This is a genomic window from Rhizobium sp. P40RR-XXII, assembly GCF_012641405.1.
Lineage (GTDB): Bacteria > Pseudomonadota > Alphaproteobacteria > Rhizobiales > Rhizobiaceae > Rhizobium.
On sequence record NZ_JABAII010000011.1, the window covers coordinates 134,132 to 160,986 of the forward strand.

General features: G+C 58.6%; 20 protein-coding genes and 2 tRNA genes. 15 read left to right on the plus strand and 7 right to left on the minus strand.

The genetic code is table 11. From position 1 onward, the window contains the following. Positions 1-84 precede the first annotated feature (84 nt). The 4 genes from HGP16_RS21090 to rplU all read right to left on the minus strand — a co-directional run bounded on the left by HGP16_RS21090 (position 85) and on the right by rplU (position 2,053). Entirely contained in the window at positions 85-672 is a 588-nt protein-coding gene (locus tag HGP16_RS21090) for a GNAT family N-acetyltransferase (protein ID WP_168841959.1), read from the minus strand. Beyond that, positions 669-1,304 (minus strand): GNAT family N-acetyltransferase, encoded by a 636-nt coding sequence (locus tag HGP16_RS21095; protein WP_149637926.1) that lies wholly within the window; start codon positions 1,302-1,304, stop codon positions 669-671. Before HGP16_RS21095 ends, HGP16_RS21090 begins: the two co-directional genes overlap by 4 nt. A 129-nt stretch (positions 1,305-1,433) precedes the next feature. Next, positions 1,434-1,703, minus strand: a complete 270-nt coding sequence (gene rpmA / locus HGP16_RS21100; protein ID WP_004127267.1) for a 50S ribosomal protein L27 — start codon at positions 1,701-1,703, stop codon at positions 1,434-1,436. 32 nt (positions 1,704-1,735) lie between these two features. Beyond that, positions 1,736-2,053, minus strand: coding sequence for a 50S ribosomal protein L21 (gene rplU, locus HGP16_RS21105; RefSeq protein ID WP_004127263.1), 318 nt, complete (start codon positions 2,051-2,053; stop codon positions 1,736-1,738). A 306-nt stretch (positions 2,054-2,359) separates the two neighbouring features. Between rplU and HGP16_RS21110 the strand changes: the two genes are divergently transcribed. The 3 genes from HGP16_RS21110 to HGP16_RS21120 all read left to right on the plus strand — a co-directional run bounded on the left by HGP16_RS21110 (position 2,360) and on the right by HGP16_RS21120 (position 4,294). Beyond that, positions 2,360-2,449 (plus strand) — tRNA-Ser (locus HGP16_RS21110). Between the two features lie 498 nt (positions 2,450-2,947). Beyond that, the gene (locus tag HGP16_RS21115; protein ID WP_168841960.1) at positions 2,948-4,084 is read left to right on the plus strand and encodes a Fic family protein; all 1,137 of its coding nucleotides are present in this window, start codon (positions 2,948-2,950) and stop codon (positions 4,082-4,084) included. Between the two features lie 120 nt (positions 4,085-4,204). Continuing rightward, a tRNA-Ser gene (locus HGP16_RS21120) sits at positions 4,205-4,294 on the plus strand. 306 nt (positions 4,295-4,600) lie between these two features. Here the strand turns inward: HGP16_RS21120 and HGP16_RS21125 are convergent. After that, positions 4,601-4,897, minus strand: coding sequence for a hypothetical protein (locus HGP16_RS21125; protein ID WP_168841961.1), 297 nt, complete (start codon positions 4,895-4,897; stop codon positions 4,601-4,603). A 111-nt stretch (positions 4,898-5,008) separates the two neighbouring features. On the opposite strand from HGP16_RS21125, the gene HGP16_RS21130 reads away from it, so the two are divergent. From HGP16_RS21130 to HGP16_RS34715, 6 genes are all read left to right on the plus strand, one after another. Next, positions 5,009-5,362: a hypothetical protein gene (locus HGP16_RS21130; protein ID WP_168841962.1), complete on the plus strand. Its 354-nt coding sequence runs from the start codon at positions 5,009-5,011 to the stop codon at positions 5,360-5,362. Positions 5,363-5,541: 179 nt separating this feature from the next. Further along, positions 5,542-5,781 carry a hypothetical protein gene (locus HGP16_RS21135; protein ID WP_168841963.1) on the plus strand — a complete coding sequence of 80 codons (240 nt, stop codon included), beginning with the start codon at positions 5,542-5,544 and terminating at the stop codon, positions 5,779-5,781. Between the two features lie 62 nt (positions 5,782-5,843). Further along, positions 5,844-6,071 (plus strand): hypothetical protein, encoded by a 228-nt coding sequence (locus HGP16_RS21140; protein WP_168841964.1) that lies wholly within the window; start codon positions 5,844-5,846, stop codon positions 6,069-6,071. An 81-nt stretch (positions 6,072-6,152) separates the two neighbouring features. Next, positions 6,153-6,521: a hypothetical protein gene (locus HGP16_RS21145; protein ID WP_168841965.1), complete on the plus strand. Its 369-nt coding sequence runs from the start codon at positions 6,153-6,155 to the stop codon at positions 6,519-6,521. Between the two features lie 24 nt (positions 6,522-6,545). Further along, entirely contained in the window at positions 6,546-6,848 is a 303-nt protein-coding gene (locus HGP16_RS21150) for a hypothetical protein (RefSeq protein ID WP_168841966.1), read from the plus strand. A gap of 580 nt (positions 6,849-7,428) precedes the next feature. Next, complete coding sequence (locus tag HGP16_RS34715; RefSeq protein ID WP_409526854.1) at positions 7,429-7,662, plus strand: hypothetical protein; 234 nt, start codon at positions 7,429-7,431, stop codon at positions 7,660-7,662. A gap of 189 nt (positions 7,663-7,851) precedes the next feature. Here the strand turns inward: HGP16_RS34715 and HGP16_RS21155 are convergent, their stop codons facing one another. Next, entirely contained in the window at positions 7,852-8,247 is a 396-nt protein-coding gene (locus tag HGP16_RS21155) for a cupin domain-containing protein (protein ID WP_168841967.1), read from the minus strand. A gap of 235 nt (positions 8,248-8,482) precedes the next feature. After that, the gene (locus HGP16_RS21160; RefSeq protein WP_168841968.1) at positions 8,483-9,403 is read right to left on the minus strand and encodes an alpha/beta fold hydrolase; all 921 of its coding nucleotides are present in this window, start codon (positions 9,401-9,403) and stop codon (positions 8,483-8,485) included. 158 nt (positions 9,404-9,561) lie between these two features. On the opposite strand from HGP16_RS21160, the gene HGP16_RS21165 reads away from it, so the two are divergent. The 6 genes from HGP16_RS21165 to HGP16_RS21190 all read left to right on the plus strand — a co-directional run bounded on the left by HGP16_RS21165 (position 9,562) and on the right by HGP16_RS21190 (position 26,815). Beyond that, positions 9,562-10,029, plus strand: coding sequence for a winged helix-turn-helix transcriptional regulator (locus HGP16_RS21165; RefSeq protein ID WP_168841969.1), 468 nt, complete (start codon positions 9,562-9,564; stop codon positions 10,027-10,029). A 217-nt stretch (positions 10,030-10,246) separates the two neighbouring features. Then, complete coding sequence (locus HGP16_RS21170) at positions 10,247-10,909, plus strand: flavin reductase family protein (protein WP_168841970.1); 663 nt, start codon at positions 10,247-10,249, stop codon at positions 10,907-10,909. Positions 10,910-11,264: 355 nt separating this feature from the next. Beyond that, a complete protein-coding gene (locus tag HGP16_RS21175; RefSeq protein ID WP_168841971.1) occupies positions 11,265-11,942 on the plus strand; it encodes an invasion associated locus B family protein in 678 nt (225 codons plus the stop codon). A 13-nt stretch (positions 11,943-11,955) separates the two neighbouring features. Beyond that, positions 11,956-13,701: a ShlB/FhaC/HecB family hemolysin secretion/activation protein gene (locus HGP16_RS21180; protein WP_168841972.1), complete on the plus strand. Its 1,746-nt coding sequence runs from the start codon at positions 11,956-11,958 to the stop codon at positions 13,699-13,701. Positions 13,702-13,721: 20 nt separating this feature from the next. Next, positions 13,722-26,468, plus strand: a complete 12,747-nt coding sequence (locus tag HGP16_RS34090; protein WP_409526856.1) for a hemagglutinin repeat-containing protein — start codon at positions 13,722-13,724, stop codon at positions 26,466-26,468. After that, on the plus strand, positions 26,465-26,815 hold the full coding sequence (locus tag HGP16_RS21190; protein WP_168841973.1) for an immunity 8 family protein: 351 nt from the start codon (positions 26,465-26,467) through the stop codon (positions 26,813-26,815). The genes HGP16_RS34090 and HGP16_RS21190 overlap by 4 nt, the downstream gene beginning before the upstream one ends. Positions 26,816-26,855: the final 40 nt, after the last annotated feature.

The following is a 26,855-nucleotide window of genomic DNA, read 5'->3' on the forward strand; positions in this document are numbered from 1 at the left end:
AGCCGACGTGTCATAACATCAAGAACAACGCGATTGGTGTAACGCTACCGCCGGCCGGGCCGGCGATAGCGGGTTTTCAAGGCTTCACGCTGCCTGCGAGAGCCGCAGCGCGCCCGGCATCAGCACGGTTTCGATATGCGGAACCATGGTGTTGCGGGCAAAGCTGTAGATCTCCGAGCATCCGGTGATCTCGAAGCCGAGCTTCTGCTGCAGCTTGAGCGACGCCGGATTGTCGGCGAAGGCGCCGGAATGGACGGCGACTTCGGGCATGCGGCGGGCAAAGCGTTCGAGCGCAGCCTTGACCGCTTCGGTCATGATGCCTTGCCGCCAGTAGTAGCGGTTCAGCCAGTAACCGAGGTGCCAGCGGCCGTGGCGGAGCTCGATACCGACGCAGCCGATATGGGCATCATCCCGCTCAGTGATGGCCAGCTGCCAGTCAAGGCCGAGGCCGGAGGTGTGCTGGACCAACCAGTCGAGCGCATCCTGCCGGTCATAGGGCGCGGGCACGCGGGCCAGCATGCGGGTAACGGCGAAATCGGAAAGCGATTCCGCGATCATATCGGCGTCGCTGAGCCGGTGCGGGCGCAGCGTCAGTCGGCCGGTCTGGATGACCGGCGCCGGGCCGGGCATCAGCATTCTGGCATCGCGGCGGGTGAGGGCGAGAGCGTTCATCTCATGCCTCCCCAGCTGCGCAACGACATCCAGGTCTTGCGGTCGAGCCTGTACCATTCGACCGGCACGGTGCTGCCGAGCGCCAGCGAAGCGGCAAGGCCGGATCCCTGGAACTGGAAGCCGCACTTCTGGACGACGCGCCTGGATGCGACGTTCATGACCCGGCAACGGGCGTCGATTTGGGCGACGTTTTCGCGGGTGCGGAAGACCATGTCGACGAGGGCATGGGCGGCTTCGGTCGTATAGCCCTGGTTCCAGTAGGGTTCGCCCAGCCAGTAGCCGATCTCGACGGTGTTGGGATCGCCCGTGGGCTCGACCCCGCAGCAACCGAGAAAGGCGCCGTTGTCGGCTTTGGTAATCGCATAGACGCACTTGCCAATCTCGCCAAGCTTCGTGCGTCGCACGAAATCGGCGGCATCATTGGTCGTATACGGGTGCGGCATACGCGATACCATAGTGGCGACGTTGGCGTTGTTGGCGAGATGGGCAAGGGCGTCGATGTCTTCTTCGTGGGGCGCGCGTAGAACGAGCCTTTCCGACAGTAAGACGGGGCAATCGGTCCTTAACCTATCCGGCCTCAGCCGTTCTTCGGGAGACCTTGATTGGTCTTCCCTTAACAATTCGCCTTGCATGGTTCAGTCCTCCTTGGTTGAGGGTAAAGAAAAAGGGGAGATGGCGCCCCATCTCCCCTTTTTTCTTGACTGAACCTTGTAGCGTCAGCCGGGTCGATGAGACGCCGGCTGTTTTAGAGCGCTACCGGCTTATTCCGCTGCTTCCGCTTTCGGCATTACAGACACGTACACGCGGCCATTGGCCTTCGTACGATAGTTCACGTTGCCCGCCGTAAGCGCAAAAATCGTGTGATCCTTGCCGAGGCCAACGTTGGAACCCGGGTGCCACTGCGTGCCGCGCTGACGCACGATAATGTTGCCTGCGATGACGGCTTCGCCGCCGAACTTCTTCACGCCAAGGCGCTTGGATTCGGAATCGCGACCGTTGCGCGAGGAACCGCCAGCTTTTTTGTGTGCCATTGGAGTTCTCCTTTAAACCTTGATCCCGTTACTTACTTGGCAGCCACGATGTCCGTGATGCGGACGACCGTGTGATGCTGGCGATGGCCGCGCGAACGCTTCGAGTTCTGACGACGGCGCTTCTTGAAGGCGATGACCTTCTTGCCGCGGTTGTGCTCGACCACTTCGGCCTTGACGGAAGCGCCCTTGACGAAGGGAGCACCAATCGCAGCGTCGGCGCCTTCGCCGATAACGAGGACTTCGGTGAATTCTACGGTGCCGCCGGCGGTGACTTCGAGCTTCTCGATGGTCAGCACGTCGTTGGCTGCCACACGGTACTGCTTACCGCCGGTCTTGATGACTGCGAACATTTTTTATCCTTTCATGTTCGTTCCGGCTCTCTCGCCATTAAGGACGAGCGGCCGTCTTTTTATCAGTCGAAACTTAGCAGGGATTCCAAAGGCTTGAGGTCCTCGAAAAGATCTGCCGGTGAAACCCCGCGCAAAGCGGGGCTGCCAAGGCGCGGACTTATCCACACCTATTGCGCCGCACGGGATATATAAGCGCCCCTAATCTGTCAAGGCAAAAGGATGAAAAGCTTTCATATTCGCCCTTGCCATCCCCCCCGACTGTCGCTATGTAGCCCTCCGCGCTCAAACGCGCCGACCAGCATAACCGGAGAGGTGGCAGAGTGGTCGAATGCACCGCACTCGAAATGCGGCATGCCTGCAAGGGCATCGTGGGTTCAAATCCCACCCTCTCCGCCATTTTGGGCCTTGATGCCTAGAACTCCTCCAAGCTTTCTCATTATGGCGTATGCGTCCAAGTCGCGTATCTACCGGGATAAATGATCGTTGAGCCGGCAACCGCGTTACGTTCGCTTGTTGCGATTCATCATGCTAACCAGCGATATTTTGTAGGATCGTGGGCCGAACCGATTGGCAGTTCGCTGCGCGGAGATTCGCGTAACCGCTGTGGTGGAGAGCTGCGCAGTTGCCAAAACCATGGGATTTTTCGTCAGTTGAATTCCGGAATTGAGCAAAAATGGAAGAGAAAGCTGTTTGTATCTCCTCCGTGGCACTCAAATCGCGTTGACTTTCAAAAAAGCTGATTTTTGGAATTCAATGTCTTTGGACTCTTATCGGTGAGAGCCAAGAGGGGTAGACTTCCAAAAATCGCATTTTTTGGTGGACAAGCTTGGTTGCTTCCTGCATGAGACAGGCAACCACATTTGTATGTCAAAAAATAGGGAAATTGGAAATCAAATGGTTGAGCGTTCCGGCTTAGATTTGTCAGAAGCAGTGGAATATCACTATGATGAGTTTCCGCCTAATAAGATTGACGCCAATCGCCTGATAATGCCGATCGCATCTGCATCGGCGGCTTTGGCGCGTTACGATCAGATGCTGAAGGGTATGCACAACAGCGAGATATTGCTTGCTCCGCTGCGGAACCAGGAAGCGGTGGTGTCGTCTCGTATGGAAGGCACTGTCAGCACATTGGACGAAGTGTTACGATATGAAGCCGACCAAGAGGAAAGCGGTGATGAGGCCGGAGGCCATTATCGTAATGAGGCTATTGAGGTATTCCTTTACAGCCGAGCGCTTGGCGCGGCCCAGCGCAGCATTGAGCAGGGAGCGCCGCTTTCCAGTTTTCTAATCAAGAGCGCGCATCGTGTGCTGCTTGGCTTTGGTAGAGGAGCGCATCTTTCGCCTGGAGAGTTCAAAACTGAACAGAATTATCTAGCAGATCGCCTGCGCCGGAAGGTGCATTTCGTTCCGATGCGACCGGAGCAGCTTCAAGACGGGATGGACCGTCTCTTTGCTTTTATTGAATCTGATGACTGGCAGATTTTGATTAAGACGGCAGTGGCGCATCTCGAATTTGAAGCACTACATCCCTTTAAGGATGGCAATGGCAGAATTGGCCGAATGCTCATTACTCTCATGCTGTGGAAATATAGAGCAATCTCGGCTCCGCACTTCTATATCAGTAGCTACTTTGAGGATCGCAGAGACGAATATATCGACCGCATGCGGGAAGTTTCGAAATCGGGAGCATGGACAGATTGGATCGTCTTTTTCTTGGAAGCCCTTGAAGAACAAGCGCAGAAGAACTTGGCAACTGCTGAGCGTATTCGAGACCTCTATGAAGATTTGAAACGCGAATTCCCGCAGATCCTAACGTCGCAATGGAGCACAGCTGCATTGGACTTCTTGTTCTCGCGACCAGTCTTCAGGAATAATGTGTTCACCAAGAAGTCTGGGATTCCGGAGACGTCTGCGCACCGTTTTACACGCATCCTTGCGGAGCGCGGCCTTATTCGCACACTAGAACCTGCCGCGGGCAGGCGCCCCGCTCTCTACAGTTTCGAGCCACTGTTACAGATTGTCCGGGAGTAGCCACAGTGTCGGCACATGGCACTAGGAACTTCTCGGACCCAGACGCAAAATTGTATGCCATCCTATCCTTCTCTCGCTATGAGACAGCCCGCGCCGAGAAACGCGCCGACCAGCATAACCGGAGAGGTGGCAGAGTGGTCGAATGCACCGCGCTCGAAATGCGGCATGCCTGCAAGGGCATCGTGGGTTCAAATCCCACCCTCTCCGCCATAAACATGTGTGTTATCATATAGTTATGATGTTTATGCTCGCAGCAAACGTCGTCGGCTCAGATTGACTGCGATGACAAATGATCATAGGGCCATGCTAAAGGCGCTACCCAGCAAATCTGCTTCTTGGAATTTAACTCAGATCTTGGATTGCCGCAGGCAAGCAACCATGGATGCGGATTTAACACGTTGCGACGGACATGTTAAACAAATCGAGTTTTTTAACTTATCAAGTCGCACATGTTAAACCCGTCTTACCGGCTTCCCAATCTGACATCGCTTCACGAGTTAGAAACCATCGAGGTTTTCAAGGCGCTCGCAGTGTCGCGCCCGAATATTTGCGTTCATTAGCTTTGTCGAGGATGGCTAGGACTTCAACACACCAGCCCGCGGCCCATTGCAGCGCATGGATGATCGGAAGCGACGTGTACCCATAAGTCTGGACGCGGATAGATGACCGCGCATGGTCGATCGCGTCGATGATCCTGCCCTCGCGCTGTTCGGCCGGCGTGAAGCAGATGATCATTTTCGCCTCGACGAGCTGTCCCGCATAGACCGGGCTCGCAAACGTGAAGGCGGCAACCGGAATAGGGATGATTCTCATCTCGTTTCCATAGCATACCGGGGCATTTCACTCGTCCCCTCAATTTTCGAGGATTCTCGTTTAGCCTATAGGGAGATACACTTACAAAGAGCAAACGGACGGGAGACATGCATGTACGGCCCTGACGATGAAGCCAGACATTTGCTGGAGACGTTACTGTTCACGTTCAAAATGATCCTTCACAATAAGGAACATCAGCGGCGGATTGCCCAAGGTTTTCTGGATGCGAAGCAGCTGATCGCCACGGACTATAGCGCTGAATCCAGAGCTCGACCGGCTGTCGAGGCGTGTCTCAAAAAATTCGACGCCCTTAAGGCTACGGAAGATTTTGCCGCAATGGGATGGATGTTGGCGGCAATCCAGGAGCGTTTGACCGAGGAAGATCTGCCAGAATGGGAAAAGCTCGAAAAGCTGGCAGACAAAGCAGTGTCATTCTTGCCTGTGAAGAAGCATCGTATCCAGTAAACCAGTGACCTGACCTCGTTTCTGCTTTGCCGTTCATGAAATCGATCTCGCCAGTGCTTTACGGACTAATTCTCGCACACCCTTAGTTGCACTATCAAGGAAACCTTCTAGTCGCTCCCTGTTAAGCTTGACTCTTCCCCCAAATGAGAACATTTATAGAACAAATTGAGGAAGACGCCATGAGTACCGCCGAGAAATTTATTGTCCTGCCGTATCGAAAGAACCGCGGCAACCTAATACCAGGCGAGATGCGTCAGGCATCGAGCGGGCCGTCCGCGGAGAAGATCGCGGCTTCCATGGCTTCCCGATTTGTTGGCGTTGCCGCTTATGCGGTCATGGTCGAGGACGAGACCGGCGACATGTCGTCGCCGCGCCTGCTGGCAAAGCATGGCGAAATCGCCGACCTGAACGCCGCCTGAGATTGACCGAAAATTTGAATTTGAACCACCGCAGCGATGTGGCGGAATGAGGACGTGTGACTATGACTGCCGAACCGATCGCCACTGAAGAACCTGAACTTGATCCGGTTGAAGCGGCGCTTGCCCTATATGGCGGTGACGCGCGCGCAACGATTGCCGCGGCCCTGGGCATGCTGCAATTCGTTCGCGGGCAGTTGGCATTGACGGAAGCGGCCATGTGTCACGGCTTTACAAGAGGCTTCACGCCGGTTTACGAGCCGGCGCCTCATCTCGAACCAATCCGAAGCTGATAAACCTGCGGGCCGTCATGCCCACGGCATTTGGAGGATGAGAATATGTATCTGCGAGAGAGATATTTCCGGGAAATCGGAATGTGGCCGACTGTCGATCTGCGCGACGGCTATTTTACCATCCTGTGCCCACAAACAGATGAGGAAGCACATCCCCTTCTGCGACAAGAAATCTTCCGGCTGCAGTCCGCCAACAAGTTTGAATATTTTTTCAAGGGAGAAGAGACGTTCAACGGCGTCGTTAACACCGGCCCGTCAAAAAACTGGCTCGAAATCGCCTGGTGTGAGGCCGCCGGCACTGCAGCCATTCTTTATAATGGCGAAGGTATCCCTTCTAGGGTGCAATGGTTCGATGGAACAACGCCGGATGAAGCGATAGATCAGTGGTGCGAAGAGTTCGTGGTTCCTTGGACCGAAACCTACGGCAGTAACGAACCTTCCACCCAGTAAATGCCAGAGAAAGCCGCAAGCCGAATGGATGTCATTTCGGCGTCCACGCTATCGTCCTATGCCAACGGCTCGTACTACGTCAAAATCGCCTGCGCGCACTGTCGCATCAAGCGCTTCTACGACCCGGTCGATTTGGTGCAGCTATGCGGAAATATTTCGGTTCGGCGCATCGCACGGCAGTTCCGCTGCGAGCAATGCAATAAGAAGGATTACCTGACCGCCGACTTGGTTAGCCCTCCATCGAAAGAGCTCGTCGGTATGAACGTGCGACGGCTCGTTCAGATCAGGATTATTCGCAAGCCGGTTTGGAAGGACGTGAAGCTGTAGGAGCTTCCGATCGCGGCGAGGCGACTTTCACGCGATTTCGATGAATGCTCGGTTCATCGGGAGGATGTAATGTCCAAGCCGATTCTGCAGATCACCGTTCTTATTGCTTTAACCGTAGCTCTTGGAGTTTCGACGCGAGCTGAAGCGACCAACACTCCCTGTAGCGGCCACAAAGGCAGCATCGATCACTGCCAGGGCTTGACCTTCATTTGCAACGACGGATCGGTCAGTGCGGGTAAGAAATCATGTGAGATTTATATGGGCGGAGCTGCCCTGCTCGGATCGACGCCGGCTGATATGGAACCGACGTCTTCAATAGATTGCTCATGCCGCACTGGGTCCTAATGTGTCGAGCCACCCGGCGTCCATTACTGCCTTACCGATCAAGGCAGAAAGAGCAATGCGGGAACATTTGGGGTCGACGAATCGCACGACAGTTCCGATGAGAGCAATGCAACGGGAAAGTCTATCTAACGGCCGACCTGGTGAGCGCTCCATCAAGAGAGCTCGTCGGCGTTAGCGTGCGACGGCTTTCCTTTTGTGCGGCCCACCGAAACATTGTTTCATTGATCGCGTAAGGGTGCCCTACGGCTTCAGTACCGCCGAGAAATTCATTGTCCTGCCGTATCGAAAGAACCGTGGCAACCTTGCGCCGGGCGAGAAGCGGCAGGCATCCAGCGTCCCGTCTGCGGAGAAGATTGCGGCTTCCATGGCTTCCCGGTTCGTTGGCGTTCATAAGCTCGTAGCTTCGATGCCGTTCTTCACGGCACCTCTCGATCTTGCGAACCAGAGCTATACGAGTGGCAGACATTGAAAGGGCGTTTCATGCTCATTTCAGGAAGGTCGCTTATCCCGCGGCTGTGCGAACATTTTCGCCCCCAACCGGACGTTTGCATGAGAGGTTCGTTGCCTAGCCTTCGAGCCCTGCCTCTCCCGCCATATTGGCTTTTGTTGCAGGCCATTATCAAGCGAGCTGATCCACCAAGAAATTGCCGAAAATTCCTCAACCCTCCGGAAACCGATAAACCACCTCCCCAAACGATCCAGTCGGGAAGACGTAGAAGAATTTCAGGTTGGCGGATGATTCGTTGCGGATGCCGTGTTCGGCGTTGCCGGGGATGAAGACGGTGGTGCCGGGCTTGACCGCCGTTTCCTGTCCATCGATCCGGACGATGCCGGTTCCTTCGAAGATGAAATAGATTTCCGATGGGTCATGGCGATGCGGCTTGAGCTCGCCGCCGGGCGCGAGTTCGGCGATGCCGGCGCTCATGCTGTCGGTGGGGGTGATGTCGCTGCTCAAGAGCGTGTGCCAGGATATGGAGCCGTGGACGGGGTCGTTCCATCCGTCGCGCGGTCGCTCTTCGGCTGTGGTGATAACGGCTTGCGATCGCTTGGTCATTTTGCCTCAAAACGTTGGGTCAGCAACCATGCGAGACGGTGTCGCAACCCTGGAGAATGTCAATTGGATGGGCATTCTATCCGTTGAAATCGGCTGCCGTTCGCCGGCTTTCGATAGTTTTCCCAAGACGCTATGAGGCGGGGCGGCAGGGGTCAAGCCATGCTGTGGTTAACAGAAGCGGGAAGGCATTCTCGCTCCTGCTCCTTGCCTCGAAGTTGGTCCTGAAACGCGATGCTCAGGTCCGACGAACGAAATCCGATATCAGGCTTGATATGGCCTCCGGCGCATCTTCGAAGCAATAATGACCGACGCCTGGGAGGCGTTCTATGGAGGCAGACGGAAAGATGGCGGAGAAGAGCGGCAGGAAATGTTCTGCATGCAGCGTCCGGTCCGCCTCTCCCCAGATGGCGAGCGCCGGTTTACTGCGGATGATAGACCCAGCCGCCGGATCGGGCGTTTCGAATTGATGTGTGCCGGTTGCAAAGCCCTTGGCCCAGCCGAGCGCGCCACGGCACTCGGCCTCGTTTGCAAAGGGCGAGCCATAGGCATCGAGCCAGAGATCGGTGATGACGGCGTTGTTTTCGAAGCCATTGAGCTTGAGTGTGCTGAGGATATTGAAGCCGAGATTGTTAAGCACCGGCCCCAGCGTCCCGTCGGCCTCGGCCTTGGCGATCCATTGGAACCAGGGCGATACAGCTGTATTGGCTGTCAGCCGATCGAGAAGATCTGGTTGACCGAAGAGCGTCGGCCCGTTTGCCGAGATGATGCGGTGGATGCGATTGGGATGACGCGCGGCAAAGCCCATGCCGACCGGGCCGCCGAAATCATGCATGACGAGGGTGATGTCGGTGAGGCCGAGAGCTATGATGAAGGCTTCCAGATTAGCGACGTGATCCTGCAGCCAATAGCTGCGGCCGGCCGGTGTTTCGCTCTTGCCGAACCCCATATGGTCGGGAACGACGACGCGGTGCGTGGGGCTCAGCGTCGAGATGAGATGGCGAAACAGGTAGCCCCAGGTCGGCTCGCCATGCAGGCAGAGAATGATCTCGCCATCGCGCGGGCCTTCATCGACGTAATGCATCCGAAAGCCCGGTGCGTCGGTGAACTGTGGTGCGAAGGGAAATGTGCCGGCGAAGGTCGCATCAGAGGGAATCACGGTTGCTCTCCTAATGTGGTTTTAGTTCGAAACTATGATTCCAGTATCTCTTGTGGTTTTAGTTTGCAACCGATATGTTGGGCTGATGCTGCGGGCGCTCATTCGCGTTCCTGGAGCGACACGGACGAATATGCGTAAACAGGCGAAAGCAGGGCAGCATGGCCAAGAGAATAAGCCACAAGGATTCAATGTGCGGGGTGGCGCGGCCGCTGGATGCGATCGGCGACTGGTGGTCGCTGCTGATCATCCGCGATGCCTTTGATGGCCTGCGGCGTTTCGGGGAGTTTCAGAAGAGCCTCGGCCTTGCCAAGAACATTCTCTCGGCCCGGCTGCGCAATCTCGTCGCTCACGGCATCATGGAAACCGTGCCAGCCTCCGATGGCGGCCCCTATCAGGAATATGTACTGACACGGAAGGGGCAGGGCTTGTTTCCGCTGCTGGTCGCGCTTCGCCAATGGGGCGAGGATTTCTTCTTCGAGCCCAATGAGCCGCATGTGACGCTGGTCGACAGAGCGACAAAGCTGCCGGTGCGGCGGCTGGAATTGCGGGCACAGGATGGGCGGATGCTTATGGCGGAGGATACCGTGATCGTGTTGCCGCCGCTCGCCGCCGGTGAGCGTGAATAAGTTAGCCGTCAAAGTTTTTGCCTGCCCTTTAGTGGAGTTTACTCGGCGACCGGGCATTCGGCGCAGAAACGCCGAGAAAAAGTGAAATCGGCGTTGTCAGAGGATTGCCTGAGTGAATGAAGGCTGGCGTACCGGCCCTGGAGCAATAGTTCGGTCACGGCCGAACTATTGCAGGCGTCATGTCGGCTACACTGGAACTCTCAAAGGAGAGTTTGCAATGTTGACAAACGCAGCCGAATTCAACGCAACCGAGAGCGATCGCGAGCATATCGAAATCAAGCCCAGCGTGCTTTATGTCGGCACTCCCGTCGTGCTGATTACGAGCCTCAACCCTGACGGCACGACAAATATCTCGCCGATGTCCTCGTTTTGGGCTCTATATGATCGAGTCGTTCTGGGACTGACATCAACCAGCAAGGGCCAGGAAAATCTCCTGCGCGAGCGTCAGCTGGTGCTGAATTTTCCGTCGCCGGAGTTGTGGCCCAAGGTCGAAGCGATCGCGCCCACCACAGGCCGCGATCCCGTTCCCCCGCACAAGGGAAAGATCGGCTATCGTTTCGAGGCCGACAAGTTCGAGGTCGCCGGTTTGACGCCACACCCTGCCGATCTCGTGCGGCCTCTGCGCATCGCTGAATGTCCGATCCAGTTCGAGGCGGAGGTGGTGGCGGCGCATCCTCCCGGCGCCGAATGGCCTTCGGAGCGTGCCGAAGCCTTCTCCATCATCGAAGCGAAGGTTCTTCGCGTCCACGCACACAAGAATATCGTCATCGCCGGAACCAATCACATCGATACCAGGAGATGGAGCCCGCTGTTTTACGTGTTTCGACATTATTTCGGCACCGGGCCGGACCTCGGACGCACTTTCAAGGCCGAGAGATGATGCATGCAATTTCAGACGACGCCATGTGAGACAGCATGCGAGTAATGCATGGCGTTCAGTCCGCGCGCCATAGAGTGGTGTGGAGCTGGCAGGGTCGCGGGAACCAAAAGCGAGACATTTTATTCAATTGCTGAACGCTTGTGTTGCAGATTTTACACGACTATCTGAAAACGAGCGTGTGGCGTGGCGTGACGCCGCTACTTTTCGCTGTACTTTCTCAGGGATCTGCTATTGATCGCATCAGGCCCATGATCGGCTACACCGTGTTCAGGTGAATCTTCATGAATTTTGACCGACATGCTGATTGAGCAAGGCGCGCCTTGCGCAAGCGGATGGCTTTGACTTGGTAGTTTGGATGTCCCCCGCAATTAGGTCTTTCTCCTTTAAGACCTTCACCTCTGTCGCGCTCCTTTCTTCGGCGCTGGTTGCATTTTCCGCGACCGCGCAGGAACAGCCCGCTCCGGCGGCTGCCAGTATGTCGTCCGGCGCCGGTTCTGCTCCGAGCGCGGCCCCTCAAACAGAAGAACAAAAGCAAGCACCTCAGGCGCGCGTTCAGAAATTTGATGATTGGTACTATCGCTGCATCGACGGAAAGGCGGCGGACGGTTCGGCATTGACGAACTGCGAAGTTGCTCAGATCGCAACGGTCAAGCAGGGCGACCAGGATGTGAACATATTGACGCTGGCGGTTGCCAAGGTGCCTGCTCCGGCCGCAACGGACAAAAAGACGGCAAAGCAGTCACCAGCCGATCTGGTGCTGACGACGCTCGTACCGCTCAACATGTACATTCCCGCCGGGCTTGGCATCGATGTGGCGGACAAACCCGTCGTCCAGTTGGCCTACCGCAACTGCAATCAGGCCGGCTGCTGGGCGCAGCAGAAACTGGACGGGAAGATAGTAGCCGCTCTCGCCGAGGCGACGGATGGCACCGGCCATGTGCAGATGATGAATGGCCAGAAGGTCAACATCAAGTTCTCGCTGAAGGGATTGTCGGCGGCGCTCGATGCGCTGCAGAAGGCCGCTTCGAACTGACCGGGGCAGACTTATGACGTCAATCTCGCGCGCGGCGACCGCGATAGGCGGGCTTTTGGCAGCGGTTCTCGCGGCTTCGGCCGCCGTCGCGCAGACGCCGAGCGACGACTTTGCGCGCCGGCAGGCACAGGAAGCTGAGCAGCAGCGGCTGCAGAGCTTGGGCCAGATGACGCCGAAGCCTTCTCCGGCCGAAGTTCAGCAGCCTGCGGCTGCTGGCGGCGGCAAGTCCGGCCCGTGCTTTGCCATCACCCATATCGAGGTCGAGGGCGTCAAGCAGTTTTCGGCCGGCGCGATCGACAAGGTCACGGCTCCTTACGCGAACCGCTGTGTGGGCGTCGGCGAGATTAATGCACTGCTGCGCGACCTGACCCATCTCTATCTCGACAAGGGGTTTGTCAGCTCCCGTGTCTATGTGCCGGCGCAGGATATCGCCAAGACCAAGGTGCTGCGCCTCGTTGCCGTCGAAGGCACGCTTGCAGACATCTACATCAACGGTAAACCGGCGCCAGATTCCGGTGCGATGGGTTCGGGTATGATCGCCACGGCCTTTCCCGGCATGAAGGGCAAGATCACCAATCTGCGCGACATCGAGCAGGGTCTCGACCAGATCAACCGCCTGACCTCCAACAATGCCAAGACGGCGATGCTGCCCGGCAAGACCGACGGCACCTCGATCCTCAATATCGAGAACAAGCCCAACCACCCCTGGCATCTTTCCTTCGGCAACAGCAATCTCGGTCAAGAGCAGACGGGATACTCCAAGAGCTCGGCCTCGATCGGCTACGACAATCTTTTCGGCATCAACGATCAGTGGAATTTCGGCTACGAACATACCGGCCCGGATTATCCCTGGCGCGACGATGGCCATGGCAAGAGCAATAGCTATTCCGGCAATGTCAGCGTGCCCTATGGCTACTGGACCTTTTCCGCCAATGGCTCCTGGTACGAGTATGACAGTTCCGTTCCGGGCAATTTCGGGCCGCTCAATACGTCAGGCGACAGCAAGCAGGTCGGTATCGGCGCCGATCGGGTGATTTTCCGCGATAAGGATTCGATCACCACCTTCAACAGCGGATTGACCTATAAGGAAACCAACAATTTCCTGCTCGGCAACAGGATCGAGGTCGGCAGCCGCAAATACACGGTCGGCGATCTCGGCCTCTCGCATTCGCGCCGCATGCTGGGTGGCCTCTGGGTCTTCGATCTCTCCTACAGCCAGGGGCTCAATCTCTTTGACGCCGTCGCACCTGGCGATGCCGGGGCAGGCAACGCAGATCCCCGCTTCTCGAAGTTCACGGGCACGATCACCCTGACGCGACCTCTCCAGGTGGCGGAGCAGCATTTCGAGATCAATTCGATCGTCACCGGGCAATATTCGCCCGACAACCTGTTCGGGGCCGAGCAGATCTCGGTCGGCGGCTACTCCTCGGTGCGCGGTACGCGCGAGACGATGCTGTTCGGCAATAACGGCTTCTTCATCCGCAACGATCTCATCTGGCGAACGCAGCCATTTGCCGAGAATGCCCAGCTTGCGAAGATCCTCGGAGAGTTCAGGCCTTATGTCGGTCTCGACTACGGGCGGATCGCCCGCCAAGCCAGCTACCAGATTTCAGGCGGCGACATGCTTGGCTGGACGGTCGGCGCCAAGCTCGCCGGCGGCAATGTCAATTTCGATATGGGCTATTCGGACGTTCTCGGCGGCACAGTCAGCCGGCGAGACTCCGGGCTTCTGTTTGTCAGTACATCAGTGAGGTGGTGATCATGAGCAATCACATCGGCATGTCGGCGAAATCAGTGTTTTCGAGCGCTGCTTTGAGACAGGTACATCGTCTCGCCCGGCAATCGGTCGCCCTCGCGCTTAGTGGCCTTCTGGTCTTCCAGCCAATGCTGGCCAATGCGCAATCGGTTTCGGCAAGCACGACAGCGCCGGCCGCCAATCAACCGAGTGTTGGGGCTGCGCCCAACGGTGTGCCGCTCGTCGATATCGTCACGCCCAACAGCACAGGCCTGTCACATAACAAATACGACAACTTCAGTGTCGGCACGCCTGGCCTGATCCTCAACAACTTCAATGGGGAGGTCGGCACATCGAATCTCGGCGGTGCGACGCCAGGCAATCCGAACCTGAAGACAAGCGGTCCGGCGAGCGTGATCCTCAACGAGGTTACCTCAGGTAACCGTTCGGCGCTCAACGGCCCGACCGAAGTGTTCGGTGGTCGGGCAGACGTGGTGATAGCTAACCCAAACGGGATCACTTGCTCGGGCTGCGGCTTCATCAATACGCCACGCGCCACGCTGACGACGGGCATTCCCAATATCGGTGCTGATGGAAGCCTGACGGGTTTCACCGTCAATAGCGGCGATGTCACCTTCGAAGGGGCAGGCGGCAATTTCGTGGCCGCTCCGGGCGCTGTCGATCTATTCGATGTCGTCTCCCGCCAGATCCATGTCAACGCGCCGATCTATGGCAAGTCCATGCGCCTGACGGGTGGCGCCAGCCAATACAATTATGCCACCGGAGAGGCGACGGCGCTGACCGCCACCTCGGGCACCCCGGAATATGCGATCGACGGTTCGGCGCTCGGCGCCATGCAGGCCGACCGCATCAAGGTCGTCGTCACGGAAAAGGGCGCCGGCGTCAAGATGAGCGCCGATATGGCCGCCAATGCCGGCGAACTGTCGCTGTCGGCCGACGGCAAGATTTCGATTGGCAATGCGTCCGCACGCGACGGCGTCACCATCACCTCGAAACAGAAGGTCACCGCTGCCAAGGTCACATCGAGGCAGAAGGTCGCGATCCGGGCCGATCAAGGCATTACCCTGCAATCGGTTGCAGCGGATAGCGATATCGTGCTTGCAAACGGCGCCGGCCTGCTCAGCGTCTCCGGCGACGTCAACAGCGGCACGACCGTGCTGATGAGTTCGGGCGGCGGGATTGCTGCCGGCGGCGTTACCGCTGGCAATGGTGCAGCGACGCTTGTCGCCAGCTCCGGCGATATCGCGATTGCCGGCGCTGCCAACAGCACCGGCGACCTCACCCTGACTGCCACGGCCGGCTCGATCTCGGCCGCCTCGCTGTTGAGCTACAACAATCTCGCTCTTACCGCTGGTAATAGTCTTGCCGTTTCCGGCAATGTCCTGGCGCAGGGCAATGTCAGCGCCACTGCGCGGTCAATCTCCACCGGCATGGTTGTTTCCGGCATTAACGTTGCTGCCACCAGTGCCGATCCTAGCGGGAGTGTCGTTCTTGGCTCCGCAGGCAACTTGAGCCTGACGGCAACCGGCGGCAATATCGCCACTGGCAATCTGCAGTCGGGCGGAAGCCTCAACACCAGTGCGACCGGCAATATCGCGGCGGGAAATATTCAATCAGCCGGCAATCTTACCGCGACCGCGACCTCGCTCACGGCCGCTAACGTTACCTCGCATGGCGGGCTCACCGTTAACGCTGCGATGAACGCGAGCGGTCAGATTCTTGGAGCGGGCAATATCCTGATCTCCGGGGCTGGCATTCAGGCGACCGCTATCGCGTCCGGCGTCGACTTTGCCTCAACTAACGCGGCTGGTGGCAACATCGTCCTAGGTGCGGCCGGCGCACTCGATCTGAAAGCTGCCGCCGGAACCATCACCGTTGGCACGTTGCTGTCGGCCGGCAATCTGATCGCCCAGGCTTCCTTGCTGCAGTCTAGCAACCTCACCAGTCACGGCAACGTCGCTATTGACGGCGGCATGCGCGTCACCAACCAATTGCTCGGAGCCAGCGATATCACCATCAATGGCAACGCCAATGGTGTCAGCGCTGGTTTGCTTGCGTCTGGGGTCAATTTTGCCGCGACCAAAGCCGCCGGCGGCAATATCGTGCTGGCAGGTAGCGGTGATCTGACGATCAACGACAGCGCTGGCGCCATCCAGGCAGGAACCGTGCTGGCGGCAGGCGCGATCAACGCCACCGGTCAGACCATCACTGCTGACGCGATCACCGGCAGCAAGAACATCATACTGACCGGCGCCACCAGTGCGACCGCCGGAAGCGGCAGCGTGAAGATTAGTGGCCAGGTGCTTGGCGGCGGCGATGTCGGCATTACCGGCTCGAGCATTGCCGCCGATGCCATTGTCTCAGGCGTCGATATCGCCGCCACCAATGCGGCGGGCGGGCGCATCACCCTTGGTCCAACGGCCACGGGAGCTGGCAATCTGACATTGACGACCGCAGGCGCGATCAGCGCCGGAACGCTGTTGTCTGCGGGCGATCTCATCGCGAACGGCTCATCGATATCCGCCGGCAATATCTCCGCGCATCACAACATGACGCTTGGCGGCATCGTCAGCGTCAGTGGCCAGATTCTCGGCGCCGGCAACGTGCTGATCTCAGGTCAAAGTTTGTCGGCACAGACGCTTGTCGCTGGTATTGACTTCAATGCCACCAATGCCGCCGGTGGCAATATCGTCCTTGGTCAGACCGGCGATTTGGCCGTGAACGTCAATGGCGCCGTTGCGGCATCGACCATACAGGCCGCGGGTGCCATCGGCATCAGCGGTGCATCGGTCTCCGCAGCTTCAATCACCGGCCAAAAGGATATTAGCCTTTCCGGCGGGTCAGCCGGTGGTGTCGCTGTCACCAGCCAGCTGCTCGGAGGCGGTAATGTTGGCATCTCCGGCTCGAGCATTAAGGTTGGTACTGCGGTCTCGGGTATTGATTTCGCGGCAACGGCAGCCGCTAACGGGAACATCGTCCAGACGACAAGCGGCGATCTAACGCTTGCCTCAGCCGGCATCATCAGCACTGGCACGCTGCTCTCGGCCGGCAAACTCAATGCTACCGGCTCGACCGTCACGGCCGGGACCGTCACGGCGCATGGCGATGTGACGCTTCGGGGTGCTACCAGCGTTGCCGGCCAGATCCTGAGCGCCGGTAACGTGCTGATCACTGGTCAAAGTCTGGCAGCGCAGACCGTCATTGCGGGCATCGACTTCAGTGCAACCAATGCCGCGGGCGGCAATATCGTTGTTGGACAGCTCGGGGACCTGACGGCTCAGTTGAGTGGCGGGTTCTCGGCATCGACGATGCAAGCCGCCGGTGCCATCAACGTCAATGCCGCGACCGTGACGGCCGATACCGTCACTGGTCATCATGACATTACCCTTTCCGGGACAACGACCGTCAATCAGCAGATCTTGGGTGGCGGCAACATCGGCATCTCCGGCTCGAGCATTCAAACTGGGGCTATCGTCTCCGGCGTCGATTTCGCAGCGACGGCTGCCGCCAATGGGAATATCGTCCAGACGACAAGCGGCAACCTGACGCTCGCTTCGACCGGTGCGATCAATACCGGGACATTGCTGTCGGCCGGTAGTTTTTCCGCCAGCGGCACGACTGTGACTGCGGACGCAGTCACAGCGCATGGCGATATCACGCTTAGTGGCGCGACCAACGTTACCGGCCAGGTTCTCGGCACCGGCAACATCCTGATCACGGGCCAGAGCCTTTCGGCCCAATCTGTCGTCGCCGGTATCGACTTCGACGCGACCAATAGGGCAGGCGGCAATATCGTCCTTAGTCAAGCCGGCGATCTGACCGCCCGGCTCAATGGCGGATTGTCTGCATCGACAATGCAGGCCGGCGGTGCCATCAACGTCAACGCCGCTACTGTGGCGGCCGATACCGTCACCGGCCACAAGGATATCGCGCTTGCCGGTACGACGACCGTCAACGGACAAGTCCTTGCCGGTGGAAGCATCAGCCTCTCAGGTCCGAGCATCGCAGCCGGGGCAATCGTCTCCGGTGTCGATTTCGACGGAACGGCTGCCGCCAACGGCAACATCGTTCAGACTTCGAGTGGTGATATATCCCTGAGTTCCCCGGGCAGTGTCACTATCGGCACGCTGTCGTCGGCAGGCAATTTGACTGCGCAAGCGAGCGATCTGAGCGCGAGCAGCATCACAAGCCACGGCGCAACCGATCTGGCGACCAGCGGTCGCCTCGACGTCAGTGGCCAGGTCCTATCGGCCGGCAATCTCTCGATCGATGGCGCCAGCCTCAACGCCGGACTTCTGGTCTCCGGCGTGGATTTTGCGGCGACCGCAGCCAACGGCGGCAACATCGTGCTTGGAGGGGCCGGTAAGACGGACCTCACCGTCTCCGGCAATGCCACGGCCGGCACGATCCTGTCGGCGGGTGATATCACGGCAAAGACGGCCGACCTCCAGGCGGGTAGCGTCACAAGCCACGGCAATGTCGGCATCATCGGTAACGTCGATGTCAGCAACCAAATCCTGGCCGCGGGCGACCTCACCATCAATGGTGGCAGCATCAGCGCGCCAACCCTGATCTCGGGCATCGACTTTGCCGCCACCAACCGCGCCGGCGGCAACATCGTACTGGCATCGTCTGGCAGCACCAATCTTACGGCCTCCGGCAATATCTCGGCTGGCACCATCCTTTCGGCAGGTGGCTTCACGGCGAAAGCGGCGGATCTCATCGCCGACAGCATCACAGCTCATGGCAACGCAGACATTGTCGGCAGTGTCGATATCAGCAACCAGATCATTGCTGCCGGCAATCTCACGGTTAGCGGCGGCCACATCAACGCGCCGACGTTGATCTCCGGCATCGACTTCGCTGCCACCAATGCCCGTGGCGGCGGTATAGTGCTCGGAACTGCCGGCGATATGAATCTGACCGCGTCTGCGGGCATCACTGCGCAGACCATGCTGTCTGCCGGCGCTATCAATGCCAGTGGGTCTGCGATTGTGGCCAATACCATGACCGGGCATGGCGACATTACCCTTGCTGGAAGCAACAGCGTCAATGTCTCGGGCCAGCTCCTCGGCGCCGGCAACGTCTTGCTCTCCGGTTCGACCGTCCAACTCGGTCAGGCAGTTACCGGCGTCGATTTCGCTGCCACTGCGCGATCGTCAAACGGCGCCATCGCTCTCGGATCAAGCGGCGATCTCACCATTAACGCTGGAAGTGCATCGGCCGGCACGCTGATCGTCGCAGGCAACCTCAATGTGGCGGCAAGCGCCTTTACAGGCGGCAACATCACGGGCCACGGCGCGGTCTCGATCGGTTCGGCCACCAGTCCTGGCGTGGTCAGGATCAACGGGCAGCTCCTGGGTGCCAACAACGTTTCGATAACCGGATCTGCCGTCAGCGGCAACGTCATCGCGGCCGGGGTCGATTTTGCGGCAATGGACCAATCGGGCGCCGGTAACGTCATTCTAGGCCAGGGCGGCAATCTCGCGCTCGCAGCCACCACAGGCGACATCTCTTTCAACAGCCTGCTTGCTGCCGGGACGATTACGGCCAACGCTGCGAACAATATCAGCGCTAATGCCGTCGCCCATGGTGATCTGTCGCTCACAGCGCGCAACGCCATCACGCTCACCGGCCAATCGCTTGCAAGCCGCAACGCCAATCTGTCCGCCCGATCGATAACGATCGACACGCTGGTCTCAGGTGTCGATTTCGCCGCCACCAATGCTGCGGCCGGCGGCAGTCTGATGCTGCAGCGTACTGGTGCAATGACGCTGTCAGCCTCGAGCGGTAGTATCAGCGCCAATTCGCTACTTTCGGGCGGCAATCTTGCCGCTACGGCGGCGCAGAACATCGGTTACAATAGCCTGCAGAGCTTAGGCGACGCTGCGCTTACAGGCCCTGGCGCCATTGCTTATACCAGCACCACCCGCGTTGGAGGCAACCTAACCCTCAATACCGGAACGCTGGATCTCTCCGGCAGCAGGGGCAGCCGGATTGCCGCCGGTGGCTCGCTAATCGTCAACGCTTCATCCGCCAATCTCTCGGGAAGCAATCTCGTCTTCGGCGGCCTTACCCTCAATCTCTCCGGCGGTGCCGATCTTTCCAATGCGCAAGTCAGCACCGTTACCAATGCTGGCGGTTCTGGCGACATCACCATCTCCGCTGCAGGCCTTGCCACCACCGCGGGCACTTCGCTGCTTGCCGCGCATGACCTGACGCTGAACCTGCCATCGTTGGGCAACATCGGTCAGCTTGCTGCCGGCAACAATCTGACGTTCAACGTCGCTGGCGACTTCTACAACAGCCCGTCAGGCCTCGTCTTTGCGGGCAACAACGCCAACCTCTTCGTCGGCGGCACGCTCACCAACGACCAGGGCGCTATCCTCGCAGATGGCGGGTTGACCATCCGGGGAACGACCGCCGGTCAGCGCAATGCGGCAGTCACCAATGTGTCCGGTCTTATTCAGTCCGATGGTGACATGTCGATCCTGACCAACAATCTCACCAACAGGCGATCGACGACGCCGACCTGGGTGACGGGTCAGTTGGTCTCCTCTGGTGCTGCCGTCGGCACCTTCGTGCTTAATCCAGCGGTCGCGGGCCAACCCTTCGCCTATCTGGAATCGACCGACCAGAACATGTTCCAGCTTTATGCGGGGGTCGATCCGGGGCAGTTTTCTGACTATCAGCCGCTGTTGTATTCGGTCGCAACGCTTGCCGACGGCACCTCCTATCACGCCTGGACCTGGGTCAGCGGCAGTGGCCCGACGGAAGTGCGGCCGATCTTCGACTGGATCAAGGCTCGCGTTCCCAAGGATGCCAACGGCAATCCGATCCTCGATCCCAACAATCCGTCGCGTTATTTCATTGTCGATGAGGTCGTTCGCAATGGCTCGGACACCAGTACGACCTACACTTGGGATGGCAGCGCCAATATCAACCAGTCGGTTTATGAGGATCGGTTTACGGCACCGTTGAGCCCCGAGGCCGTGATCCGCGCCGGCGGCAATCTCACAGTCGATGCCACCAACCTCACCAACTCCTACAGCCGGATCGAGGCGGGCGGTGGTGCGACGCTCAAGGGATCGACGCTTACCAACGAAGGCGTCGTTCTCAATCGCACCACGACGCTGACCTGTAGCGCTCAAAGCGCCTGTTCGGCCTACAACGCCGATGGCACGGCCGATCCTTCCCGCAATATCGCCAACGGCACGTCGATCGTCTCGGGATCGCAGATTATCGGCGGCGCGGCCGGCACGCTCAAGGCGGCCGGCGCCCTGAGCCTCAATTTTGGTACGATCAACAATACGTCGCTCGGTTCGACGGGCGGCGGCGCAGCCGTCAGCGCGCCTTCGACATCAAGCGATCCTCTGTCCGCGCTTAACGGTATGACGGCCGGTGGTGCCTTGTTCAATGTCAATGCCGCACTAAGCAGTGTCGCCTCAAATGGCGGCGCCAGCGTCGGTAGTGGCCCATCGCTGGCAGGTGGCAGCGCGACGATCGCCGGTGGCCCGACGGTCAACGGCAGCGGCCTGACGGCAGCCGTCGGTGCTTCGGTGAGCAGCAACGGTGTGACGCTTGCGAGCGGCCCTTCGATCAGCTCGGGCACCCTGACGACCGGCGGCGCTGCGATCAATCCGAACAGCCTGATGGGCAAGCTCACCGCTGCTCTCGGCAACAGCGGCAACCTTGCCCAGGTACTGCAGGTCAATGGCGCGGAACTCGCCTCGCTTGCCAAGCCGCAATCAGGCGGCGTTGGCGGCACCGGGCCGGGCCAGGTCTTCCTGTTCGAGACACGGGCGGCTTTCCTCGATGTGTCGAAGTTCTACGGCTCGAGTTATTTCATCGACCGCGTCGGCTATACGCCCGAGACCAAGGTTCCCTTCCTCGGCGACGCCTATTTCGACAATCAGCTCGTAGACGAACAGATGCGGCAACTGGTGGGCGATGGTCTTGGCGCGGGGTCCTTCATCCCCGGCAACAATGCCACCGACCAGATGAAGACGCTGCTCGACAACGGCGTCGCTTATGCCGAGGCGAACGGGCTTGCTCTCGGGCAAGCACTGACGCCGCAGCAGGCGGCATCGCTGACCCAGTCGATGGTGATCTATCAGACTGAGATCGTCGACGGCGCGCAGGTGCTGGTGCCGGTCGTCTATCTCTCGGCCGCCGATAAGGCGAAGGTCAACGGCGGCGGCGCCGTCATCGCCGGCAACAGCGTTAACATCGATGCCGGCTCCGTCAACAATTCCGGTGCGATTGCCGCAGCGGATGGCATGACCATCAATGCCACCGAGATCAAGGCCAATGGCGGCACCTTCCTGACCGGCGGCAACATGAACCTCAATGCCACAAATGGCATTACCCTTGCCGCACAGACGATGACCATCGGCGGCCAGAATGTCGTCAACACCAATGCCGGCGTGTCGGTCGGCGGCAACCTGCAGGTCGCCGCGGGCGGTACGCTGAGCTTAGAGGGCAGCAAGATCGCCGCGGGTGGTGCAGCCCAGCTATCCGGCAACAATGTCAATCTTACCACTGTCAAGGTCGACAACGGCGGTCAGCAGAATGCGACAGGGGCACGCGTCAACGCCGGTGGTAATCTCATCATTGCGGCCAACAACGACATCAATGTCATAGGTTCCTCTGCCAAGGCCGGTGGCGATCTCAAACTTAAGGCCACGGATGGAGCGGTCAACATCGTCTCGACCGATGTCGCCCGCAAAACAAACGATGGCTACAGCAAGACCACGAGTACCGATCAGCAAGCCTCGCAGCTCTCGGCTGGCGGCAACCTGCAGGTCAATGCCAACACGGGTGTCCTGATCTCTGGTTCTGACCTGACGGCCAAGGGTGACGTTGGCCTGACCTCAAACGGTGACATCAATGTCACGACGTCGCAGAACCAGTCAAACTCGACCTTCGGCAAAAATTCGTCGTCCGAGCTGACGCACAATGGTTCGACCATTACGGCCGGTGGCAATCTCGTCGCCAAGTCGACCAATGATATCAATGTCATCGGCTCGACGATGGCGGCCGACGGAAAACTTGGCTTGCAGGCCGGTAAGAGCGTCACGATCGCTGAAGCGATCGATAGCGCCACCCTCGACGTCAAGAGCTCCAGCAAGAAGAGCGGCTTCTTCGGTTCGACGAAGGAGAATGTTTCCGGACATCTGGAGACCACGACGGCGATTGGGTCTTCGGTTTCGGGGAAAGGCGGCGCCGCGATTATCTCCGGTGGCGATACGACAGTCTCCGCCTCCAAGATCACGGCAGGCGACGACACGCACACCTCCGATTTGAACATTCTGACCGGTGGCAATCTGATCGTCAGCGCTGGCAAGGATACTGAAACTGAACACGACAGCGCCAAGCGCAAAGGATTCCTGCGCAGTGGGAGCTACAGCTATGACGGCTATAATGAAGCGACGGTCGGGTCACAGCTTTCGGCTTCCGGCGACGTCACTCTCGACGCCGGCAAGGCGGCGGCCATTGTCGGCTCGAAGGTCAATGCCGATGGCTCCCTAAATATCTCCGGTGAGAGTGTCTCCATCATCGGTGCCCAGGAGAAGCATCAGTCCGACAGCAAGCGCAAGGATTCCGGTCTCTTCGTCGGGTCCGGCGGCGGCTTCATCTCACTTTACGGCAAGAACGAGAAGCAGGGCCAGCAATCTTCCACGGATAACGTCGGCTCAGAGCTTACGGCCGGGAACGACGTCAACCTAGCGGCGAGGGCAACCGATCTCAACATCATGGGCTCGTCTGTCAATGCCGATCGCGACATCAATGTGTCGGCCGCTCGCGACGTCAACGTGACCCCGGGCGCCGAGAGCTCGTCACAATCCGAACAGCAGAAGAAATCCGGGTTCGGCTTGGCACTTTCCGCCGGCAATGGCGGCTTCTCGGTCGGTATCGGCGCGCAGTCGACGAAGGACAGCAAAGCGCAGCAGTCCGATACCAATGCAGTATCGACATTGGCGGCGGGTCGTGATCTCAACATCTCGGCAGGCAACAATGTCAACCTGCAGGCAACCAGCGCTTCGGCCGAGCGCGACGTCACTCTCTTCGCCGGCAAGGACATTAATCTGCTCTCGGCCAATGACGTCACCAATTACGAGGAGGTACATGAGAAAACCTTTGCCGGTGTGACCATCTCGGTGACCAGCCAGATTGGCAAGGCGGCCGATAGCATCATGAACTCGGCCGAGCGTCTTTCCGACAGCGGTGGCGTCAATGCGGTGACTAATACGGCCATTGCCAGCCTCGGTTTCTATGAGGGCTACAAGGGGCTGAAGGGCGCCTATGAGGCGCTGACCAGCACAGACCCTAAGGTTGCAACCGGTCTTTCCTTCAGCATCGGCATCAATGCCGGCGTCAGCCACCAGGAAAACAGCTGGTCCTCGTCATCCTCGACCCCGGTTGTGACGGATATTCGTGCCGGCCGCTCCATTACCATGGAGGCCGAGAAGGGCTCGATTACCAGCGACGGCGCGCAGATCCTAGCCGGTTACGACAAGAACGGCATACCCACGATTCCAGGAGATGCGCTGACCGGCGACATCTTCCTGTCAGCAGCGAATGGCGACATCAACCTCAACGCTGCCGCGGGCACGTCGGATTCGACCAGTTCGAACAAATCCTGGAGCGCCGGCGTCGGCGTCAACTTTGGTTGCACCAGCAAGGGCGGCTGTCAAGAGACCGGCGTCGGGGTCAACGCCTCCTATGGCAAGGGCGGTTCCGAAACCTCCGGCACCAGCCATACGAACACGCATGTGAGCGGCACCGGCGATGTCACCATCGTCACCAACGATCTCGCGCTTAGGGGGGCGACGGTCGGCGGCAATTCGGTTGCGGTCGATGTCAAGAACCTGACGATCGAAAGCCAACTGGATACGCAGAAGGCCAAGGCTGATCAGTTCAATGTCTCCGGCCAGATCGGCTTCGGAAACACCGGCGTTTCCGGCACCGTGCAGAAGGCCAGAGGCGATGCGGTGCTCGTTTCCGAACAATCGGGCATTCATGCCGGCACCGGCGGCCTCAACATTGATGTCAGCAGCCAGACGTCGCTTGTCGGCGGGCTGATTACCAGCCAGGCGACGGCGGACAAAAACTCCTTCTCCACCGGCACCCTGACGGTTGCGGATATCGACACGCATTCGACCTGGAAGGCCGAAACCTATGGCGGCGGAATCGGGACTGGCGGACTGACCATCGCTCCGCCCGTCAAGGCCGGCGAAAACGAGACCGGCAAGGCCTATTCTGCCATCGGCGGTAATATCGGCATCACGATCACCGATCCCGCGCATCAGGTGCAGGACATCGGCACGATCCGCCGCGATACGAACAACACCAATACCTCGCTGCCCGGCTTGCCGGACCTGCAGAACATCCTGCGCGAGCAGTACAAGACCCAGGCTGATCTGCAGGCGGCGCAGGCGACTATGGCTGGGCTTGTTGGCGATATTGCCAGTGAGTTCTACAAGCAGGCCGCTCTGAACCAAGACCAGACGGGAATGGACTATTGGAAAGAGGGTGGGGTCGGCCGCGTTCTTCTGCACACGATCGGCGCCGGTATTCTCGGCGGTGTCAATGGTTGGGAGGGTGCGCTCAAAGGTGCTGCCGGTGCTGCGACCTCTGCACTGCTGACACCAGCCATTGCCGATCTCGTCGATGGCATGCTGAAGGACAGCACCCTGTCCGATCAGGACAAACAGACGCTCGCCGCCCTGCTTGGCGAGAGCCTGTCTGCTCTGGCTGCCGGCGCTGTCGGTGGTGGCGAAGGTGCCTCCTACGGCGCCGCGCAGTACCAGTATAATTATCTCACGCATAAAGAGCGTGAGGAGTTCGCTCGAACGCTGGCCGCTTGTGAAGCCTCTGGTGACTCTGACTCCCCAGCCTGTAAGCACAAGGAAGAGCTTCAGACTCTGTCGCTTAATCGTGATAAGAAGCTGTCGGATTGCGTCGGAAATTCTTCGGCAGCCTGCGTCGAGGCCCGTACCAATCTGCGGATAGCTGCGGCCGAGTATCTCGACGCCGCCCTCGCAGGAAATGGCGAGTCCGATGAGATGTCGCTTCTCGATCGACACATGGTGTTCCTGGACGCCTGGAAATACGCAGACAGCAATGATGCGCAAAACGGTCAGGACTTCGGTGATATAGAATCCACTCTGAAGAGCGATGCAGCCAAAGCCCTGCTGACAGGTTCGAAAACTCAAATTGCCAGCATCATCCGCGACCCAATCATGCTCGGCGCCATTGCATGGGGTGGCTGGGGCAATGCCAAGACCACTATTGGAGACGTTGCGGGCCCGTTGCCGGACAGCGTCGCTGGCCTGCCTGAAAAATATGTTCGTGTCATCGATAATGCGGGCAACGTCGTCATCGTTGGTCCAAATGGCGAAATCTATCGCGATATTGCCGCCGCCCAGCTGGCGGCCGTGACCATAATTAGGACAGACTGGCCTGAACTTAGTGGTAGTTTGCGTGAGGCCTCTAATGCTGCTAGTGCTGCTTTGGCTGGAAAAGGCAAGATCAATTATGGAATTGGTTCGTTTAATAGCGAGCAGACGATGGTTATGGGTGAGGCTTGGGTGGGGCCGGGATATCGCACTACTTCCAGCGGGTACTATGAGAGTGCCGACGGCCTCAGGCAATTTAGACCGCCGAGCTTCAAACCTCAGCTTGGTAAAACGCAAGCGAATTTTGAACAACGACTTCCTGGGCAGACGAAATGGGGGGCTAACGGTCATGTGGATGTTATCCCATGAAGGCTGAGGTAAAGCAGTACTCGATGGTTGGAGGTGAGTTCTCCAGCTACTGGCCAGATGATGTAACGGACTTTTGTATAGGAGCTGATGTAACGGTTGGCCCAGAAGGTGTCCCCGGGGGGGACATCTTCAGCTTTCAGGTCTGCACTCCTCGTTGGCTTGCACACAGTGCAGGGGGGAAGCCATGCTTTATTCGTCATACAATTTTGATGGATGAATATGATGAAGATGTGTTGAAATCCACAGTTAGGAAATTGGTCGAAAACACGACCGGTAATTCATGGGAAGAGATTGCGAAGAAATTAGCCCGCTACATGTTTTGGGAGTTCGAGGACTACCAAGCCTGAATCGGCTATTTTTGGTTCGTGTGGTCCCGAGCACTCAACG

What these genes read in the sequence shown, in the direction of transcription:
- HGP16_RS21135 (WP_168841963.1), top strand. Translation starts at nt 5,542, where the DNA reads ATGAGTACCGCCGAGAAATTTATTGTCCTGCCGTATCGAAAGAACCGC.
- HGP16_RS21145 (WP_168841965.1), top strand. Translation starts at nt 6,153, where the DNA reads ATGTGGCCGACTGTCGATCTGCGCGACGGCTATTTTACCATCCTGTGC.
- HGP16_RS21190 (WP_168841973.1), top strand. Translation starts at nt 26,465, where the DNA reads ATGAAGGCTGAGGTAAAGCAGTACTCGATGGTTGGAGGTGAGTTCTCC.
- HGP16_RS21170 (WP_168841970.1), top strand. Translation starts at nt 10,247, where the DNA reads ATGTTGACAAACGCAGCCGAATTCAACGCAACCGAGAGCGATCGCGAG.
- HGP16_RS21180 (WP_168841972.1), top strand. Translation starts at nt 11,956, where the DNA reads ATGACGTCAATCTCGCGCGCGGCGACCGCGATAGGCGGGCTTTTGGCA.
- HGP16_RS21140 (WP_168841964.1), top strand. Translation starts at nt 5,844, where the DNA reads ATGACTGCCGAACCGATCGCCACTGAAGAACCTGAACTTGATCCGGTT.
- HGP16_RS21090 (WP_168841959.1), bottom strand. Translation starts at nt 672, where the DNA reads ATGAACGCTCTCGCCCTCACCCGCCGCGATGCCAGAATGCTGATGCCC.
- HGP16_RS21150 (WP_168841966.1), top strand. Translation starts at nt 6,546, where the DNA reads ATGGATGTCATTTCGGCGTCCACGCTATCGTCCTATGCCAACGGCTCG.
- rplU (WP_004127263.1), bottom strand. Translation starts at nt 2,053, where the DNA reads ATGTTCGCAGTCATCAAGACCGGCGGTAAGCAGTACCGTGTGGCAGCC.
- HGP16_RS21165 (WP_168841969.1), top strand. Translation starts at nt 9,562, where the DNA reads ATGGCCAAGAGAATAAGCCACAAGGATTCAATGTGCGGGGTGGCGCGG.
- HGP16_RS34090 (WP_409526856.1), top strand. Translation starts at nt 13,722, where the DNA reads ATGTCGGCGAAATCAGTGTTTTCGAGCGCTGCTTTGAGACAGGTACAT.
- HGP16_RS21130 (WP_168841962.1), top strand. Translation starts at nt 5,009, where the DNA reads ATGTACGGCCCTGACGATGAAGCCAGACATTTGCTGGAGACGTTACTG.
- HGP16_RS21125 (WP_168841961.1), bottom strand. Translation starts at nt 4,897, where the DNA reads ATGAGAATCATCCCTATTCCGGTTGCCGCCTTCACGTTTGCGAGCCCG.
- rpmA (WP_004127267.1), bottom strand. Translation starts at nt 1,703, where the DNA reads ATGGCACACAAAAAAGCTGGCGGTTCCTCGCGCAACGGTCGCGATTCC.
- HGP16_RS21155 (WP_168841967.1), bottom strand. Translation starts at nt 8,247, where the DNA reads ATGACCAAGCGATCGCAAGCCGTTATCACCACAGCCGAAGAGCGACCG.
- HGP16_RS21175 (WP_168841971.1), top strand. Translation starts at nt 11,265, where the DNA reads ATGTCCCCCGCAATTAGGTCTTTCTCCTTTAAGACCTTCACCTCTGTC.
- HGP16_RS21115 (WP_168841960.1), top strand. Translation starts at nt 2,948, where the DNA reads ATGGTTGAGCGTTCCGGCTTAGATTTGTCAGAAGCAGTGGAATATCAC.
- HGP16_RS21095 (WP_149637926.1), bottom strand. Translation starts at nt 1,304, where the DNA reads ATGCAAGGCGAATTGTTAAGGGAAGACCAATCAAGGTCTCCCGAAGAA.